The organism is Streptomyces sp. NPDC048172, from assembly GCF_043202595.1.
In the GTDB taxonomy this organism is placed as follows: Bacteria; Actinomycetota; Actinomycetes; order Streptomycetales; family Streptomycetaceae; genus Streptomyces.
Genome location: NZ_JBIDAT010000001.1, coordinates 1,341,957 through 1,356,207 on the forward strand (window position 1 = coordinate 1,341,957; position 14,251 = coordinate 1,356,207).

Genomic DNA, 14,251 nt, shown 5'->3' on the forward strand with positions numbered 1-14,251 from the left:
GGTCACCCCCGGGCGCGGCGCGGGCCGATCAGCGAGGCCTCCGCCGCCTTGTTGACCGCGTCGATGCGGGAGGTGGCGCCCAGCTTCGCGAACACGTTCCGCAGATGGTGCTTCACCGTGCCCTCGGAAATGGCGAGCCTGCGCGCCGTCTGAGCGTTGGTCATCCCCTGGGCGACCAGGGTGATGACCTCCCGCTCGCGGCCCGAGAGCGGGCTCGCCTCCGTCTGCGCCGAGTGCACCCGGTTCATGCTCTCCCGGGAGACCGACAGGACGATCCGCTCGCTGTCGGCCATCACGGCGCGCACCGCGGAGACCAGGTCCTCGCGCGAGACCGTCTTGAGCAGATAGCCCCGTGCGCCGGAGCCGAGCAACGCCACGATGTCGCCCGGCTCGTCGTACATGCTCACCATGACCACCCGCACCCCGGGCGCGGCCCGCAGCACGCGCCGTACGGTCGACGCCGCGTCGGTGTCGGGGAGCCCGACGTCCATCAGCAGGACGTCGGGCGCTGTGCTGGCCGCCAGCTCGACGGCGCGGACGCCGTCCCCCGCCTCGCCGACGACCTCGAAGTCCCGCTCGGCCTCCAGGATCTCCCGGAGGCCGTCCCGGAAGAGCGTGTGGTCGTCGACGACGCCGATGCGGGTGCGCGCGGGCAGCGGCGCGGACGCCGAGGGCGCCGGCGCCGCCACCTCACCCTCGCTCACGGGGCAGCAGCAGCTCCACGAAGACGCCGCGTCCCAGGTGGCTGGAGACGGCGACCGAGCCGCCCAGCCGCTCGATGCGCTCGCGCATGGCGACCAGCCCGACGCCGTCGAACTCGTCGCCGGTCGCGCCCTCGAAGCCCACCCCGTCGTCCTCGACGGCCGCGCGGGTCTGGTGCGGCGCGATGTCGATCCGCACCGTCACCTTGCGGGCCCGCGAGTGCGCGAAGGCGTTGCGCATGGCCTCGCGCAGCGCCAGGAACAGCTCGTCCGCCGCCTCGCCGCTCAGCCAGGCCTCGTGTCCTGTCAGCACGAGGTCGAAGTCCGCCTCGGGCGGGCACAGCTGGCGGGCGCAGCGCCGCAGCGCCGGCTCCAGTCCCTCCGAGCGGGCGTACGGGCGCAGGGCCGAGGCCAGCAGGCGGATCTCCTCCAGGGCCTCGCGCACGGACGCGTGGGCCGTGGCCAGCTTGGGGTCGGCCGCCGCGTCGCCCAGCGAGCGGTACATCTGGGCGAGTTCGACGTTCTGCTTGGCCACGCTGACCGCGTAGCCCGCTCTGTCGTGCAGGTCGCGGGAGATGGACCGGCGCTCCTCCAGGAAGCTGTGCGCCGTCTCGTGGAGCATCTTCCTGGTCTGGGACTCCAGCGCGGCCTGGAACCGCGCCATGATGCTGTGGTGCAGGCAGATCGCGCCGGCCGTCAGGCGCTGGACGGCGTCCGGGTGCGGCTGCGCGAGGCGTGCGAACGCCTCCATCACGGTGTCGAAGAGCGCCGTGACGGCCGCTCTGGCCTCCTCCGGCCTGGCCGGGCAGGGCGAGGAGCCGGCGAAGGCGCCGCGGTCGGCGTCGAGCGCGCGCAGGCCGCGCAGGGACTGGCCGCTGCGGAGGGCATGGATGACATCGTCGAGCACGGCCCCTGCCTGGGCCGCGCAGAAGCGCCGCATCGCGGGGTCGTCGGCCCCGACTCCCTCTGCGACGAGGCGCTGGTCGTATCGGGAGAGGATCCCGTCCAACTGGGCGTTCAGGGCCCGAGAGATCTCAGGCCCGAAACGTAAATCGTCGAGGACAGCTCCGTGCACATCAGCCTCCGGGTTGATCTGGATGTTCACACGCCTCGGCGGGGCGCGTGGAAGCGGAATCGCATCCGGAAGAAAAGGACCGCTCGAAGGGGACAACCGCATGTCCGGGGGAGACCGGCGGGGGGAGGGCGGCTTCGTGGTCGGGGCGGCCGTTCTGGGCAGCGGGACCCGCACAGCCTATCCGTTGGGAGGTACCGCTGTGAGTCCGGAATGCGCCATTACCACGGGGCAAACCTGCCGGAAGAGGACGGGGCATCTGTCGAAAGGGGGATGCCGCATCCCTCCCTCGACCGGAGGCATTGAGCCGGGGAAGGGCGCGGGTTAGCGTCGGGACGAACGGGGATTCGGGGGTTGTTCGACGAACTGGCCCGGGGCCCATGGAGCCCATGAGGGCACGTGGGGGCCCATGGGGGTGTGCGAGGACGCAGGGGGCGTCCCGGCGCCTCAGTTCGGCGAGAAGCCGGAGGAGGTGGTCGAACCCGACACCTTGTTCAGCAGGGATTCGAGCTCGCGCTTCTCGTCCTGGGAGAGATTGTCGAGGCCGGGCGCCTGGTCGAAGGCGCGCGTCAGCTTCGTCCGGACGCGCTTCCCCGCGGTGGTGAGGGTCAGCTTCTTCACGCGCCGGTCGGCGGGGTCCACCTCGCGCTTCATGAGCTTGCGGCCCTCCAGACGGTCCACGAGCCCGGTGACGTACGAGGCGTCGCAGTGCAGCTCGACGGCGAGCTTGCGCACCGTGGGCGCCGCGGCGACGTGGTAGAGCGCACGGGCCTGGGGCACCGTCAGGCCCAGGTCGGCCGCGGTCTCGGCCAGCCGGTCCTGATGGGACTGCGCGAAGTCCAGCAGGCTGTGGAGCAGTCCGCTCCCCGCCGCCTGCTGCTGCGTGGGGACGGGCGTCGAAGGCGCCTGGGCCGTGGTCATATCCGCTCACCTCTGCCGTACTCGGACCCCCGTCCCGCGCACCTGGCCGTGCGCGGGACGGATAGGGGGCAAGGTCAATGATGGCAGAAGTCACGGAGAGTTGAACAGGACTGTGACCCCGGGCATCGGCTACGACACCGGGACGACGCCCTTGCCGCGCTCCCACTGGTAGAACTGCTTCGCCGACGCCGCGTGGATCGAGCCCCAACTGCCCTGGTAGGGCCGGATGTACTCGTCGAGCGCCTTGCTGATGTCCTTGAAGAGCGGGTTGTCGCGGTTGCGCTCGACGTTCGGGCCGACCGCGGCGGGGGCCTCGACGAGGTGGATGTAGACGTCGTGGAACGTGTAGAGCTTCCGGGTGTGGACGCCGATCTCCTCGGGCAGCCCGCTCGCGTCGGACTCCGCGAAGAGCCGGGCGATCTCGGACTCGCTGCCGGGGATGTGGCGCGCGATGATGAGCGAGGTGTGCATGGGATGCCTCCCGTTGGATGGTCGGTCAGGGCACGCGCGTGACGGTGTACTCGCACACGTTGTGCTGCACCACGGAGCCGTCCGGCCGTACGGACGGGTTCACGTACTCGTCGAAGACCTTGCGCACGGCGTCCTCACCGGCCGTGGCGGACGCCTGCCGCAGCAGGCCCGTGGCGCTCAGCGCCCGCCAGGCCGTCTCCCGGTCCGGGTAGACGAACGGGCAGGACAGTTCCTTGACGAAGGTGACCGGGAGACCGGCCCGCCGGACCGTCTCGCGCACCTCCGTCGGGGTGTTGACGGACGAGGAGCCCGACCAGTCGGGCGGCTCGGGCAGCAGCGCGAGCACGGCGAAGAGCAGCCCCGTCGTCTCGCACTTGCGGGGCTCGCCCCAGCCGCCGACGACGATCCGGCCGCCGGGCTTCACGGCCCGCGCGAAGCCGCGCACGGCCGCGACCGCGTCGGTCGCGTAGCGCAGCGCGTTGAAGGCGGTGACGATGTCGAACTCGGCCTCGCCGAACGGCAGGCTCTCCAGGTCACCGACGCGCAGGTCGGCGCCCTCCGGCAGGGTGCGCCGGGCGACCTGGAGCAGCCCCGGCGAGGCGTCGAGCCCCGCCACGGCGGCGCCGCGCTCCGCCGCGAGACGCAGCAGCAGCCCGGAGCCGCAGCCCACGTCGAGCAGCCTGGCTCCGGGGCCGGCGGACGCGGCGGTCAGCGCGTCCTCGAAGCACACCTGGAACTGCGCCTCCTGGAACTCCGCCCACCCCTCCGCGCCCTGGTCCCATAACGGTCCCTCGGTCTCCGCTCCCGCCATGCCGATCTCCCTTCTGGAGAAAGCTACTTGAGCAACAAAGTCTTTGAGTGAGTCTATTAATTATTTCGGTCCGCGCAAGACCCCCGGAGGCGTACGTATTAGGCTCCGCCCATGGCAATCAGCACCGCCCTGTGGTCCTTCGCGCTCGTCGTCGGCCTGCTCACGCTCACCCCCGGGCTGGACACCGCGCTCGTGCTGCGCACCGCGGCCGTCGGCCACCGCCGCCGCGCCTGGGGCGTCGTGCTCGGCATCCAGTCCGGCACGCTGGTCTGGGGCGCGCTCACCTCCGCCGGGATCACCGCCGTGCTCACCGCCTCGCAGCTCGCCTACGACGTGCTGCGCTGGGCGGGCGCCGCCTACCTGCTGTGGATGGGCGGCCGGATGCTGCTCGCCACCCTCCGCCGCCGGCGCGGCGGCGAGGACACCGGGTCCGTGGAGGTCCCCGGCCCCTCCGAAGGGCGGCCGACGCTCGCCGCCGGGTGGCGGCAGGGCCTGCTCACCAACGTCCTCAACCCCAAGATCGGGGTCTTCTACGTCGCCGTGCTGCCCCAGTTCATCCCCGAGGGCGCCCCGCACCTGGCGACCGGCGTGCTGCTCACCCTCGTCCATGTCGTCCTCGGCACCGTGTGGTCCGCCGTCCTGGTCGGCTGCGCCAAGGCCGTCGGCGGCTGGCTGCGCCGCCCCGCCGCACGCCGGGCGCTCGACCGCGTCACGGGCACGGCCATCGTCGGCTTCGGCGTCCACCTCGCGCTGAGCGAGTGACCTCGCCGCGCGGCGCCGACCGCGACCCGGCGCTCCTCGGCCACTGGAGCAGCGCGCCCTACGACGGGGGCGCGATGGAGAGCAGCGACCTGGCCTTCCTCCCCGACGGGCGCGGCTGGAGCGTGCTGGCGAGCGCCTCGGGCAGCCTGTGCGTCACCCGCTTCGGCTGGAGCTGCCCGGCCCCGGGGGTGCTGGAGCTGCGCGAGCGCTGGTACGCCGACGGGGACTGGTCCGTGGAGAGCGGCGCCCTGGAAGCCGTCCGGGAGAGCGGACCCGCCACCGGAGTGCTGCGTACCGCCTACACCCTCGACGGGGACGCGGACGCGGACGCGCTGCGCTTCGCTGAGCCCGTCGAGTTCGCCTCCGCGTACGCGCGGGGCCCGCGCGAGGCCACGCCGGAGCAGGACCCCTCGTACGGCCTCGCGCCGTAGCTGAGAAGGCCCAGCAGCGGGTGCGGGGGCGCGAGGGGGCTGGTGCGATGGCGGGGTGACCGTGCTCCTCGCCGCTGCCGCCGCGCCCGACGACTGCCTCGCGCGGAACGCGTGGATCTGCGGCGACTACCTGACGACCCGTCGCCACGTCCTGTGGGACGCGGTCGTCCAGCACCTGGAGCTGACCGCGGTCTCGGTCGCGCTGGGGCTCGCCGTCGCGCTGCCGCTGGCCGTGGCCGCGCGCCGCTGGCGCTGGGCGGCGGGGCCCGTCCTCAGCGTGACGACGATCCTCTACACGATCCCCTCGCTCGCGATGTTCTCGCTGCTGCTGCCGCTCTACGGGCTCTCGGCCTCGCTCGTGATCGCCGGACTGGTGCTGTACTCGCTCACCGTCCTCGTCCGGAACATCCTCGCCGGGCTGCGCGAGGTGCCAGAGGACATCCGGCAGGCCGCGCGCGGCATGGGGTACGGGCCCGTGCGGCTGCTGCTCGCGGTCGAGCTGCCGCTCGCGCTGCCCGCCGCCATGGCGGGGCTGCGCATCGCCGCCGTCTCGGCCGTCTCGCTCGCCACGGTGGGCGCGATCGTCGGCCACGGAGGGCTCGGCAACCTCATCTACCAGGGCATGAACACCCAGTTCAAGGCGCAGGTGCTGACCGCCTCCGCGCTCTGCGTGGTCATCGCCGTCTGCGCCGATCTGCTGCTCCTCGGCGTGCAGCGGCTGCTCACCCCCTGGACCCGGGCGGTCCGCGCGTGAACGCCGTCGCCGACGCCTGGAGCTGGCTCACCGACGGCGCCCACTGGGCGGGCGAGAACGGCGTCGCGCACCGGCTCCTCGAACACCTCTGGCTCACGGCCCTCTGCCTGTTCCTGAGCTGCCTGATCGCGCTGCCCGTCGCGCTCGTCCTCGGCCACATCGGCAGGGGCGGCGCGCTGGCCGTGAACATCTCCAACGTCGGCCGCGCCGTCCCCACCTTCGCCGTGCTCGTCCTGCTGCTGCTCAGCCCGCTCGGGCGGCACGGCGACTGGCCCACGGTCGTCGCCCTCGTCCTGTACGCCGTGCCGCCGCTGCTCACCAACGCGTACGTCGGGATGCGCGAGGTCGACCGCGACGTGGTGCGGGCCGCGCGCGGCATGGGGATGACGGGCCCGCAGCTGCTCTTCCGCGTCGAACTCCCGCTCGCGCTGCCGATGGTGCTGGGCGGCGTACGGCTCGCCGCCGTCCAGCTCGTCGCCACCGCCACGCTCGCCGCGCTCGCCGGGGGTGGCGGCCTGGGCCGCGTCATCACCGCCGGGTTCGACCTGGCCTCGACGCCGCAGGTGGTGGCGGGCGCCGTGCTGGTCGCGGTGTTCGCGCTGCTGGTCGAGGGCCTCTTCGCGCTCGTCGAACGGCTGGTGCCCGTACGGACGGACGGGGGCGCGCGATGAGGCGAACGGCGCCCCTCGCGCTCGCCCTGTGCCTGGGGGCGGCGGCCTGCGCGGGCGGGCCCTCGCTGGAGAACCAGGGCACGCCCACCGGGAAGCCGGGCGACAGCCACCGGCTGACCGTCGGCTCGGCCGGGTTCACCGAGAGCGACCTGCTCGCCCAGATGTACGCGCTGCTGCTGCGCGACGCCGGTTACGAGACGAAGATGCTCACCGTCACCAACCGCGAGCTGTACGAACCCGCGCTGGAGAACGGCCAGATCGACGTCGTCCCCGAGTACGCGGCGACCTTCGCCGACTGGCTCAACGCCAAGAAGCACGGCCCCGACGCGAAGACCGTCGGCTCGCCCGACCTCGGCGCCACGATGAAGGCCCTCCGCGCGCTCGCCGCGCCGCGCGGCCTCACCGTGCTGCCGCCCGGCCGGGCCGTCGACCAGAACGCCTTCGCCGTGTCCCGTTCGTACGCCCGCGAGCACCGCCTCAAGACCCTCAGCGACCTGGGCAGGGCGAAGCTGCCGGTGCGGCTGGCGGCGGGCGACGAGTGCGTGAAGCGGCCGTACTGCGAGCCGGGCCTGAAGAAGACGTACGGGATCAAGATCACCGGCATCGACCCCAAGGGCGTCGGCACCACGGCGGCGAAGAAGGCCGTGCAGAACGGCCAGGACCAGATGGTGCTGACCACCACCACGGACGCCACGCTCGACGACTTCGGGCTCGTCACGCTCAAGGACGACAAGAAGCTCCAGAACGCCGACGCGCTCGTCCCCGTCGTCAACCGCGCCCGCGCGGGCCACCCGCGCGTCCGCAAGGCGCTGAACAAGCTCAACAGGGCCCTCACGACGGACGACCTCGCGGCGATGAACGAGCGCGTGGACAGCTGGCGCCGCCTCCCGGAGGACGTCGCGCGGGACTACCTGGAGTCGAAGAAGCTGCTGTGAGTTCGTGCCGTGCGGGAGGCGCCCCGTCAGGGGCGCGGGGAACTGCGCGAGCAACCACCCGCGACGCGCGGTCTGCGACGCACCCGCCCGGGCAGCCCGGACGCAGCAGCCGGGGATGGGGCGACCGATGACCGGCCGTACCGCTTACGCGGAGGTCACCGTGTCGACCTCGACCGAGCCCCGGTCCCTTCCGGTCGCGTCGGACTCGATCGAGCGCCGCAACGCCTCATGAAGGGTCGCCGGAGTCAGCACGCCCCGGAACGTGTCGCCCTCCAGGACGGCGACCCACCCCGCGTCGTACTGGAGCATCTCGCTGAACGCCTGCCGCAGCGGCGCCCCCATCGGGACCCACGCCTCCATCCGGCGCGTCAGCCCGCCGACCTCCGTCCCCTCCGCGGCGTCCGCCAGGGCCGTGGCCGCGACCCAGCCGCGCAGCGCGCCGTCCCCGTCGAGGACGACCGCCCACCGGGCCCCGTCGTTCCGCAGCCGGGCCGCGGCACGCCCCGCGGGCTCGGCGACGCGCACCAGCGGCGGCTGCTCCAGGTCGCCCGCCTCGACGGGCGTGACCGACAGCCGCTTCAGGCCCCGGTCGGCACCCACGAACCGGGCCACGTACGGCGTCGCGGGGGCGCCCAGCACGGCGGCGGGCGCGTCGAACTGCTCGATGCGGCCCTGCCCGTACACCGCCATCCGGTCGCCCATCCGCACCGCTTCCTCGATGTCGTGGGTGACCAGCAGCACCGTCTTGCGCACCCGGGCCTGGAGCGCCAGGAACTCGCTCTGGAGCCGTTCGCGCACCACGGGGTCGACGGCGCCGAACGGCTCGTCCATCAGCAGCACCGGCGGATCCGCCGCCAGCGCCCGGGCCACCCCGACCCGCTGCCGCTGCCCGCCGGAGAGCTGCGCCGGGTAGCGCGGCCCGTACGTCTTCGGGTCGAGCCCGACCATCTCCAGCAACTCGGAGGCGTGCTCCCGGGCCCGTGACCGCTTCCAGCCCAGCAGCGCGGGCACGGTCGCGGTGTTGTCCAGGACGGTGCGGTGCGGGAAGAGCCCGGCCTGCTGGATGACGTAGCCGATGCCGCGCCGCAGCCGTACGGGGTCGGTGCGGGCGATGTCCTCGCCGTTCACCAGGATCCGCCCCGAGGTGGGCTCGATGAGCCGGTTGACCATCATCAGCGTGGTCGTCTTGCCGCAGCCCGAGGGGCCGACGAGCGTGACCAGCTCTCCCTCGACGACGTCGAGGGAGAGCTCCTCCACGGCGGTCGTTCCGTCGCCGTACCGCTTGGTCACTCGCTCGAACCGGATCATGGTCACCATGCTGGTCGTGCGCCGTTGCGCGCGCATCCGGAGGATCGCGGGTGCCCCCCTCTCGGGGCTGGGCAGGGGCTGCCCCTGCCTGTGCGCCGCAGGCTGCGGGTGGTGGGTGGTTGCTCGCGCAGTTCCCCGCGCCCCTGAGGCCTCAGGGGCGCGGGGAACTGCGCGACAAGCCACGGCGACGGCCGCAGCCTGCAACGTTGGGCACGGGGCAGCCCCTGCCCAGCCCTCCATGCAGGGTGCGGCCTACGCGAAGAACTCCCTCAGCGCGGGGGCGAGGGCCGCCGGATCCACGCGGTGGTCCTGGCCCGCCAGCGTGGCGTACCGTCCGTCGCGCACCGCCGCGGCGATGCTCCGGCCGGTGTCGCGCCACCACTCGGGGCCCGCGCCGCCGCAGACCACCAGGACCGGCTGGGTGATCCGCGCCAGCCGTTCGGCGGGCAGCTCGCCGCCGCGGATCACCGCGTCGTCGTAGGCGAGGGTCGGCGCCAGCGCCTCCATGCCCTTCCAGAACGGCGCGTGACGCATCCCGGCGAGGTCCTCCTCCGGCATGCCGACCCGGCGCAGGAACAGCTCGACGGCGCCCGCCCGGTCCCCGGCGGCCAGCAGCCTGTTCAGCTCGGCGGTGTACGTGCCGGAGCCGGCCCGCACCCCGGGGTCGTCGGAGTACGGCACCTCGTACACCGCGACGCGGCCGACCGGCACCCCGCTCGCGGCGGCCTCCAGCGCCAGCGCACCGCCGGAGGAGATGCCGAATACCTGGACCTCGCGGCCTTCGCCGCCCTCGCCGCCCGCGGCGTCGATCACCGCCGCCAGGTCCTCGACCTCGCGGGCCACCGCGTACGGCGCGGTGTCACCGCTCCCGCCGCGGCCCCTGCGGTCGTAGACGTGGACGGTGTGCCGCCCGGCGAGCTCGGCCGCGAGCGGCAGGTCCATCTCGTGGGTGCACGTCGCGCCGCTGACCAGCACGAGCGGCGGGCCCTCGCCGGTCCGCTCGTACGCGATCGGGGTGCCGTCCCGGGATACCGCTGTTCTCATGAGCCCTCCGTCGAGTTCTCCGTGGAATTCCTCACCGGACAGACCGGGCGGAGGGCCGGAACTCATCGCCGTGCCGTCAGGGTGTCAGGGCGTCAGGTGCTCGCGCAGGTCGGCCGCCGACGCCACGGCGCGGCGGGACGCGGCGTGCGCGAGGGACGCGGAGCGTCCCGTGTGGGTGGCGGGGTCGAGCAGCGTGGCGATGTCGTCCTCCGTGAGGTGCGCGGTGACGCGCGGGTCGGCGGCGAGCAGTTCGGGGAAGGAGCCGCCGCCGGTGGCCGCCCGCTGGGACGCCTCGTAGACGACGTCGTGCGCGTGCTGGCGGCCGATGCTCGTCCCGAGCCGCAGCATGATGGCCTCGGCCGAGATCATGCCGCCCGACAGCGCGAGGTTGGCCCGCATCCGCTCCGGGTCGACGCGGAGCCCGGAGAGGATGACGATCAGCCGCTCCAGCGTGTCGCCCGTCAGCACGCAGGCGCGTTCCTGCGCGGCGAAGAGGTCGGAGGGGGCGTGGTCGGCCTCGTGCTCGTTGTGCAGGTGCTCCAGCGCGAGCGGCACCAGCGAGCGGATCTCCGCGGTGAGCCCGAGCACGTCCTGGCAGAGCTGCGGATTGCGCTTCTGCGGCATGGTGGAGCTGCCGATGGTCCCGGCGGGCACCGGCTCCTCGGCCTCCTGGTACTCCGTCTTCATCAGCGTGTAGACCTCGCGGGCGATCTTGCCGCCCGTCCCGGCGAGCAGACCCAGCGCGCAGACGAACTCCGCGAAGTGGTCGGCCGTCGCGCGGGACGGCACCGCCATCGGCAGCAGCCCGAGCCGCCGGGAGATCTCCTCCTGGAGCCGCTCCGGTTCGTCGCCGAGCGCCGCGAACGTCCCGGCCGCGCCGCCCACGATCGCCTGGCACAGCCGCGGTTCGAGCTGCCGCAGCCGCGTGACGTGCCGGTCCAGCTCGTCGATCCACGCGGCCACCTTGAAGCCGAACGTGACGGGGACCGCGTGCTGTCCGTGCGTACGGCCCGCCATCACCATGTCCGCGCCCTGCTCCGCGAGCGCGGCGAGCGCGTCCAGCAGCCGGGCGAGCTGCGTGAGGATCGTGTGGTGGGCCTCGCGCAGCACGAGGACGTCGCCGGTCTGCGTGATGTTCTGCGTGGTGGCGCCCCAGTGCACCCAGCCGCCGTGCGGCTCGCCCACGGCGCGGCTCAGTTCGACGATGAGCGGCATCAACGGGTGGCTGGTGCGGTCCCGTTCGCGCCGTACCTCCTCCAGATCCAGCGCCTCGGGACGGCACGCCGCGGTGATGGCCTCGGCCGCCTCGGCCGGGATCATGCCCTGCTCGGCCTGTGCCTGGGCCAACGCGGCCTCTACGCGCAGCCACTGGCTCCAACGGTGCTCGGTCGCGAACAGCTCTCGCATTCCGCTTGCCGGAACTCGGCCGGACGTGAAGCGCTGTGACATGTGCGGTGCTCTCTTTCTCGGTGCCGGGCACGGGGTGCCCCTGTGCCTGCGTTGCGGGCTGCCGGTTTCGCCGTGGCTTGTCGCGCAGTTCCCCGCGCCCCTTAGCTCTAGTTCGAGGGGGCGGCCTCAAGGCCCCGGCGTCCGCTCTGGATGCGGTTCGACAGTGCGAGGACGGCGAGGATCAGGACGACCTGCAACGTGCCGTAAGCCGCCGCACTGCCGAACTCGGAGGAGTAGATGCGGTTGTAGATCTCGACCGACATCGGCGTGAAGCCCGCCGGGTAGATCACGACGGAGGCCACGTACTCGCCGACCCCGTCGACGAACGCCAGCAGCGCGCCCGCGAGCACACCCCGCATCACCAGCGGCATCGTCACCGTGCGCAGCACCCGCAGCGGCGAGGCGCCCAGGTTGCCCGCGGCCTCCTCCAGCGAGGGGTCGATCTGGTCCAGCGCGGCGTTGGTAGAGCGGAACACGAGCGGCACGTACCGCACGAAGTACGCGACGGGCAGGATCCACAGCGTGCCGACGAGCGTGAGCCCGAGGTTGGAGGCCTGCGGTTCGGCGAAGGCGGTGACGAGGTTGACGCCGATGACCGTGCCCGGCAGGGCCCACGGCAGCATGACCATGATGTCGAGCACCGTCCGCCCGGCCCGGCGCCAGCGCGCCAGCACCCAGGAGGCGGCGGCCCCGATCACTACGGCGGCCAGCGTGGCCAGCAGGCTCATCTGGACGCTCACCGAGATCGGCAGCAGGCTCGCCGGGTCGGTGAAGATGGTGCGGTAGTTGTCCGTCGAGTAGTCGCCCGGCAGGATCTGCGTCGTCCACGAGCCGTCCACGGAGAACGAGAGCAGCGCGAGCACCAGCACCGGGGCGAGCAGCACGAGGCTGATCAGGGCGCTCCCGGCGAGTGCCGCGTACCGCGCGGGGCCGCGGGCGTGCGTCCGTTCGCGCTGCACGCCCTTGGAGAGGCTGCGGTGCACGCGCCGCGACTGGTACCAGCGCATCGCGACGAGGAAGAGCACGGAGACGACCGAGAGCGCGGTGGCCTGCGCGGCGGCCAGCTCCTGGTTGCCTGAGGTGCGCGAGGAGACGATCTGCATGGTGAGCGTCTGCACGTTGTAGAGCTGCGGCGCGGTGAACGACGCCATCGAGATCATGAACGTCAGCAGCGCCCCGGAGACCAGCGCGGGCGTCAGCATCGGCAGCACGACCGTCCGCCAGATCCGCGCGCGGCTCGCGCCGAGGTTCGCCGCCGCCGACTCCAGCGAGGAGTCGAGCCCGGCGAGTCCGGCCGAGACGGAGAGATAGAAGTACGGGTACATCGTGAAGGTGTGCACGAGCAGTACGCCCGTGACCCCGCCCACCGAGAACGTCGCGGGGTCGGCCCCGAAGGCCGAGTGCAGCACGCGCGGCACGATGCCGGTCTCGCTGTAGAGCAGCACGAACGAGACCGAGCCGATCAGCGGCGGCAGCGCCATCGGCACCAGCGCGAGGACCTCCAGCACCCGGCGGCCGGGGAAGTCGAAGCGGTTGAGCAGCACTGCCAGCAGCGTGCCGATCACGCCGCAGGTGAGGACGGAGCCCAGCGAGATGCCGACGGACAGGAGCAGCGCCGTGCCGGACGTACCGCTCAGGAAGCCGCGGTAGTTGGCGGCGAGGCCGTCGCCGCCCGCGCTGGAGACGGCGGTGTGCAGCATCGGCACCGTCACGAACAGCAGCAGGACGAGGACGACGGGCAGCGCGAGGACGTAGACGAAGCGGTCGCCCGACGGGGAGAGGGAGGGCCGGGACCGGTCGCGGCGGCGGGGGAGGGTGAGGCTCACTGCGTCACCAGCCAGGCACGCTCGCGCAGGCAGTCCAGCGAGACGCTCGCGCCGACCTCGGGCGCCGCCTCGTGGTCGGGGCCCGCGACCTGGAGCGTCAGCTCCTCGGAGACGCGCACCCGGTAGGAGACCGTGGCGCCGTTGAACTCCCGGTCGCGCACGGTGCCGTGGAGGAGACCTTCCCCGTCCCCGGAGGTGAAGCGCAGGGATTCGGGGCGCAGCGAGAGCGCCGCCTCGTCCCCGGCCTTCAGCTCCGCGTCGGGCCGGGGCGGTACGGGAAGCCGCGCGCCGCCCGGCAGTTCGACGGTCACCGCGTCGGCCTCGACGCCCAGGACGCGTACGGGGACGACGTTGCTGCCGCCGATGAAGCGCGCCACGAACGTCGTCGCGGGCCGGTGGTAGACCTCGCGCGGCGTGGCGACCTGGTGCACGCGGCCCGCGTCGAGCACGGCCACGCGGTCGCTCATCGCCATGGCCTCGGCCTGGTCGTGCGTGACGTAGACGCCGGTGATGCCCGCGGACTCCTGCACCTGCCGGATCTGCGCCCGGGTCTCCTCGCGCAGCTTGGCGTCGAGGTTGGACAGCGGCTCGTCCAGCAGCAGCACGGAGGGGGAGATCACCACGGCCCGCGCCAGCGCCACGCGCTGCTGCTGGCCGCCGGAGAGCTGGTCGATCCGCCGCGCGCCGTAGCCGTCCAGGCCGACCTGGGCGAGGGCCTTCTCGATCCGGCGGGCCGCCTCGTCCTTGGCGACCTTGCGGACCTTCAGGCCGTAGGCGACGTTCTGCGCGACGGTCATGTGCGGGAAGAGCGCGTAGTTCTGGAAGACCATGCCGGTGTCCCGGCGGTTCGGGGGAGCGGCCGTCACATCGCGGTCGCCGAACAGGACGCGCCCGGTGGAGGGGCGCACGAAACCGGCGATGATGCGCAGCATCGTGGACTTCCCGCAGCCGGAGGGGCCGAGCAGGGTGAAGAACTCCCCGGCGGAAATGGTCAGATCCATGCTGACGACGGGGGACTTCCCGCCGTACGTCTTGCTGACCTCGTCGAGTCGGACAGGGATCATCGTGTGTACTCCGTTCTCACCCGGTTTCCGG

At 72.9% G+C, this 14,251-nt stretch carries 15 protein-coding genes; 5 read left to right on the forward strand and 10 right to left on the reverse strand.

Annotated elements, in window-relative coordinates; genetic code table 11:
* Window positions 1–2: 2 nt before the first annotated feature.
* The 5 genes from ACGF3A_RS06145 to ACGF3A_RS06165 all read right to left on the reverse strand — a co-directional run bounded on the left by ACGF3A_RS06145 (window position 3) and on the right by ACGF3A_RS06165 (window position 3,976).
* Window positions 3–704: a response regulator gene (locus ACGF3A_RS06145; protein ID WP_393726238.1), complete on the reverse strand. Its 702-nt coding sequence runs from the start codon at window positions 702–704 to the stop codon at window positions 3–5.
* Window positions 691–1,806 carry a sensor histidine kinase gene (locus ACGF3A_RS06150; protein WP_393726240.1) on the reverse strand — a complete coding sequence of 372 codons (1,116 nt, stop codon included), beginning with the start codon at window positions 1,804–1,806 and terminating at the stop codon, window positions 691–693. The genes ACGF3A_RS06145 and ACGF3A_RS06150 overlap by 14 nt, the downstream gene beginning before the upstream one ends.
* Before the next feature lie 414 nt (window positions 1,807–2,220).
* A complete protein-coding gene (locus ACGF3A_RS06155; RefSeq protein WP_393726242.1) occupies window positions 2,221–2,694 on the reverse strand; it encodes a MarR family winged helix-turn-helix transcriptional regulator in 474 nt (157 codons plus the stop codon).
* A gap of 129 nt (window positions 2,695–2,823) precedes the next feature.
* Window positions 2,824–3,165 carry a TcmI family type II polyketide cyclase gene (locus ACGF3A_RS06160; RefSeq protein WP_393726244.1) on the reverse strand — a complete coding sequence of 114 codons (342 nt, stop codon included), beginning with the start codon at window positions 3,163–3,165 and terminating at the stop codon, window positions 2,824–2,826.
* 25 nt (window positions 3,166–3,190) lie between these two features.
* A complete protein-coding gene (locus ACGF3A_RS06165) occupies window positions 3,191–3,976 on the reverse strand; it encodes a class I SAM-dependent methyltransferase (RefSeq protein ID WP_393726246.1) in 786 nt (261 codons plus the stop codon).
* Window positions 3,977–4,087: 111 nt separating this feature from the next.
* Between ACGF3A_RS06165 and ACGF3A_RS06170 the strand changes: the two genes are divergently transcribed.
* The 5 genes from ACGF3A_RS06170 to ACGF3A_RS06190 all read left to right on the forward strand — a co-directional run bounded on the left by ACGF3A_RS06170 (window position 4,088) and on the right by ACGF3A_RS06190 (window position 7,529).
* Complete coding sequence (locus ACGF3A_RS06170; protein ID WP_393726248.1) at window positions 4,088–4,738, forward strand: LysE family translocator; 651 nt, start codon at window positions 4,088–4,090, stop codon at window positions 4,736–4,738.
* Entirely contained in the window at window positions 4,735–5,169 is a 435-nt protein-coding gene (locus tag ACGF3A_RS06175) for a hypothetical protein (protein WP_393726250.1), read from the forward strand. Before ACGF3A_RS06170 ends, ACGF3A_RS06175 begins: the two co-directional genes overlap by 4 nt.
* A gap of 61 nt (window positions 5,170–5,230) precedes the next feature.
* Window positions 5,231–5,923: an ABC transporter permease gene (locus ACGF3A_RS06180; RefSeq protein ID WP_393727178.1), complete on the forward strand. Its 693-nt coding sequence runs from the start codon at window positions 5,231–5,233 to the stop codon at window positions 5,921–5,923.
* On the forward strand, window positions 5,920–6,594 hold the full coding sequence (locus ACGF3A_RS06185; RefSeq protein WP_393726252.1) for an ABC transporter permease: 675 nt from the start codon (window positions 5,920–5,922) through the stop codon (window positions 6,592–6,594). The genes ACGF3A_RS06180 and ACGF3A_RS06185 overlap by 4 nt, the downstream gene beginning before the upstream one ends.
* A complete protein-coding gene (locus tag ACGF3A_RS06190; protein ID WP_393726254.1) occupies window positions 6,591–7,529 on the forward strand; it encodes an ABC transporter substrate-binding protein in 939 nt (312 codons plus the stop codon). Before ACGF3A_RS06185 ends, ACGF3A_RS06190 begins: the two co-directional genes overlap by 4 nt.
* A 144-nt stretch (window positions 7,530–7,673) precedes the next feature.
* On the opposite strand, the gene ACGF3A_RS06195 is transcribed toward ACGF3A_RS06190, so the two are convergent.
* The 5 genes from ACGF3A_RS06195 to ACGF3A_RS06215 form a co-directional block, all read right to left on the reverse strand.
* Complete coding sequence (locus ACGF3A_RS06195; RefSeq protein ID WP_393726256.1) at window positions 7,674–8,837, reverse strand: ABC transporter ATP-binding protein; 1,164 nt, start codon at window positions 8,835–8,837, stop codon at window positions 7,674–7,676.
* Between the two features lie 252 nt (window positions 8,838–9,089).
* Window positions 9,090–9,881: an alpha/beta fold hydrolase gene (locus tag ACGF3A_RS06200; protein ID WP_393726258.1), complete on the reverse strand. Its 792-nt coding sequence runs from the start codon at window positions 9,879–9,881 to the stop codon at window positions 9,090–9,092.
* A gap of 84 nt (window positions 9,882–9,965) precedes the next feature.
* Window positions 9,966–11,330 (reverse strand): adenylosuccinate lyase family protein, encoded by a 1,365-nt coding sequence (locus ACGF3A_RS06205; protein ID WP_393726260.1) that lies wholly within the window; start codon window positions 11,328–11,330, stop codon window positions 9,966–9,968.
* 107 nt (window positions 11,331–11,437) lie between these two features.
* Complete coding sequence (locus ACGF3A_RS06210) at window positions 11,438–13,156, reverse strand: ABC transporter permease (RefSeq protein ID WP_393726262.1); 1,719 nt, start codon at window positions 13,154–13,156, stop codon at window positions 11,438–11,440.
* The gene (locus tag ACGF3A_RS06215; RefSeq protein ID WP_393726264.1) at window positions 13,153–14,220 is read right to left on the reverse strand and encodes an ABC transporter ATP-binding protein; all 1,068 of its coding nucleotides are present in this window, start codon (window positions 14,218–14,220) and stop codon (window positions 13,153–13,155) included. Before ACGF3A_RS06215 ends, ACGF3A_RS06210 begins: the two co-directional genes overlap by 4 nt.
* Window positions 14,221–14,251: the final 31 nt, after the last annotated feature.

Coding starts and splice junctions, on each gene's coding strand:
- ACGF3A_RS06155 (WP_393726242.1), bottom strand. CDS start 2,694: ATGACCACGGCCCAGGCGCCTTCGACGCCCGTCCCCACGCAGCAGCAG.
- ACGF3A_RS06160 (WP_393726244.1), bottom strand. CDS start 3,165: ATGCACACCTCGCTCATCATCGCGCGCCACATCCCCGGCAGCGAGTCC.
- ACGF3A_RS06165 (WP_393726246.1), bottom strand. CDS start 3,976: ATGGCGGGAGCGGAGACCGAGGGACCGTTATGGGACCAGGGCGCGGAG.
- ACGF3A_RS06170 (WP_393726248.1), top strand. CDS start 4,088: ATGGCAATCAGCACCGCCCTGTGGTCCTTCGCGCTCGTCGTCGGCCTG.
- ACGF3A_RS06190 (WP_393726254.1), top strand. CDS start 6,591: ATGAGGCGAACGGCGCCCCTCGCGCTCGCCCTGTGCCTGGGGGCGGCG.
- ACGF3A_RS06195 (WP_393726256.1), bottom strand. CDS start 8,837: ATGATCCGGTTCGAGCGAGTGACCAAGCGGTACGGCGACGGAACGACC.
- ACGF3A_RS06200 (WP_393726258.1), bottom strand. CDS start 9,881: ATGAGAACAGCGGTATCCCGGGACGGCACCCCGATCGCGTACGAGCGG.
- ACGF3A_RS06205 (WP_393726260.1), bottom strand. CDS start 11,330: ATGTCACAGCGCTTCACGTCCGGCCGAGTTCCGGCAAGCGGAATGCGA.
- ACGF3A_RS06215 (WP_393726264.1), bottom strand. CDS start 14,220: ATGATCCCTGTCCGACTCGACGAGGTCAGCAAGACGTACGGCGGGAAG.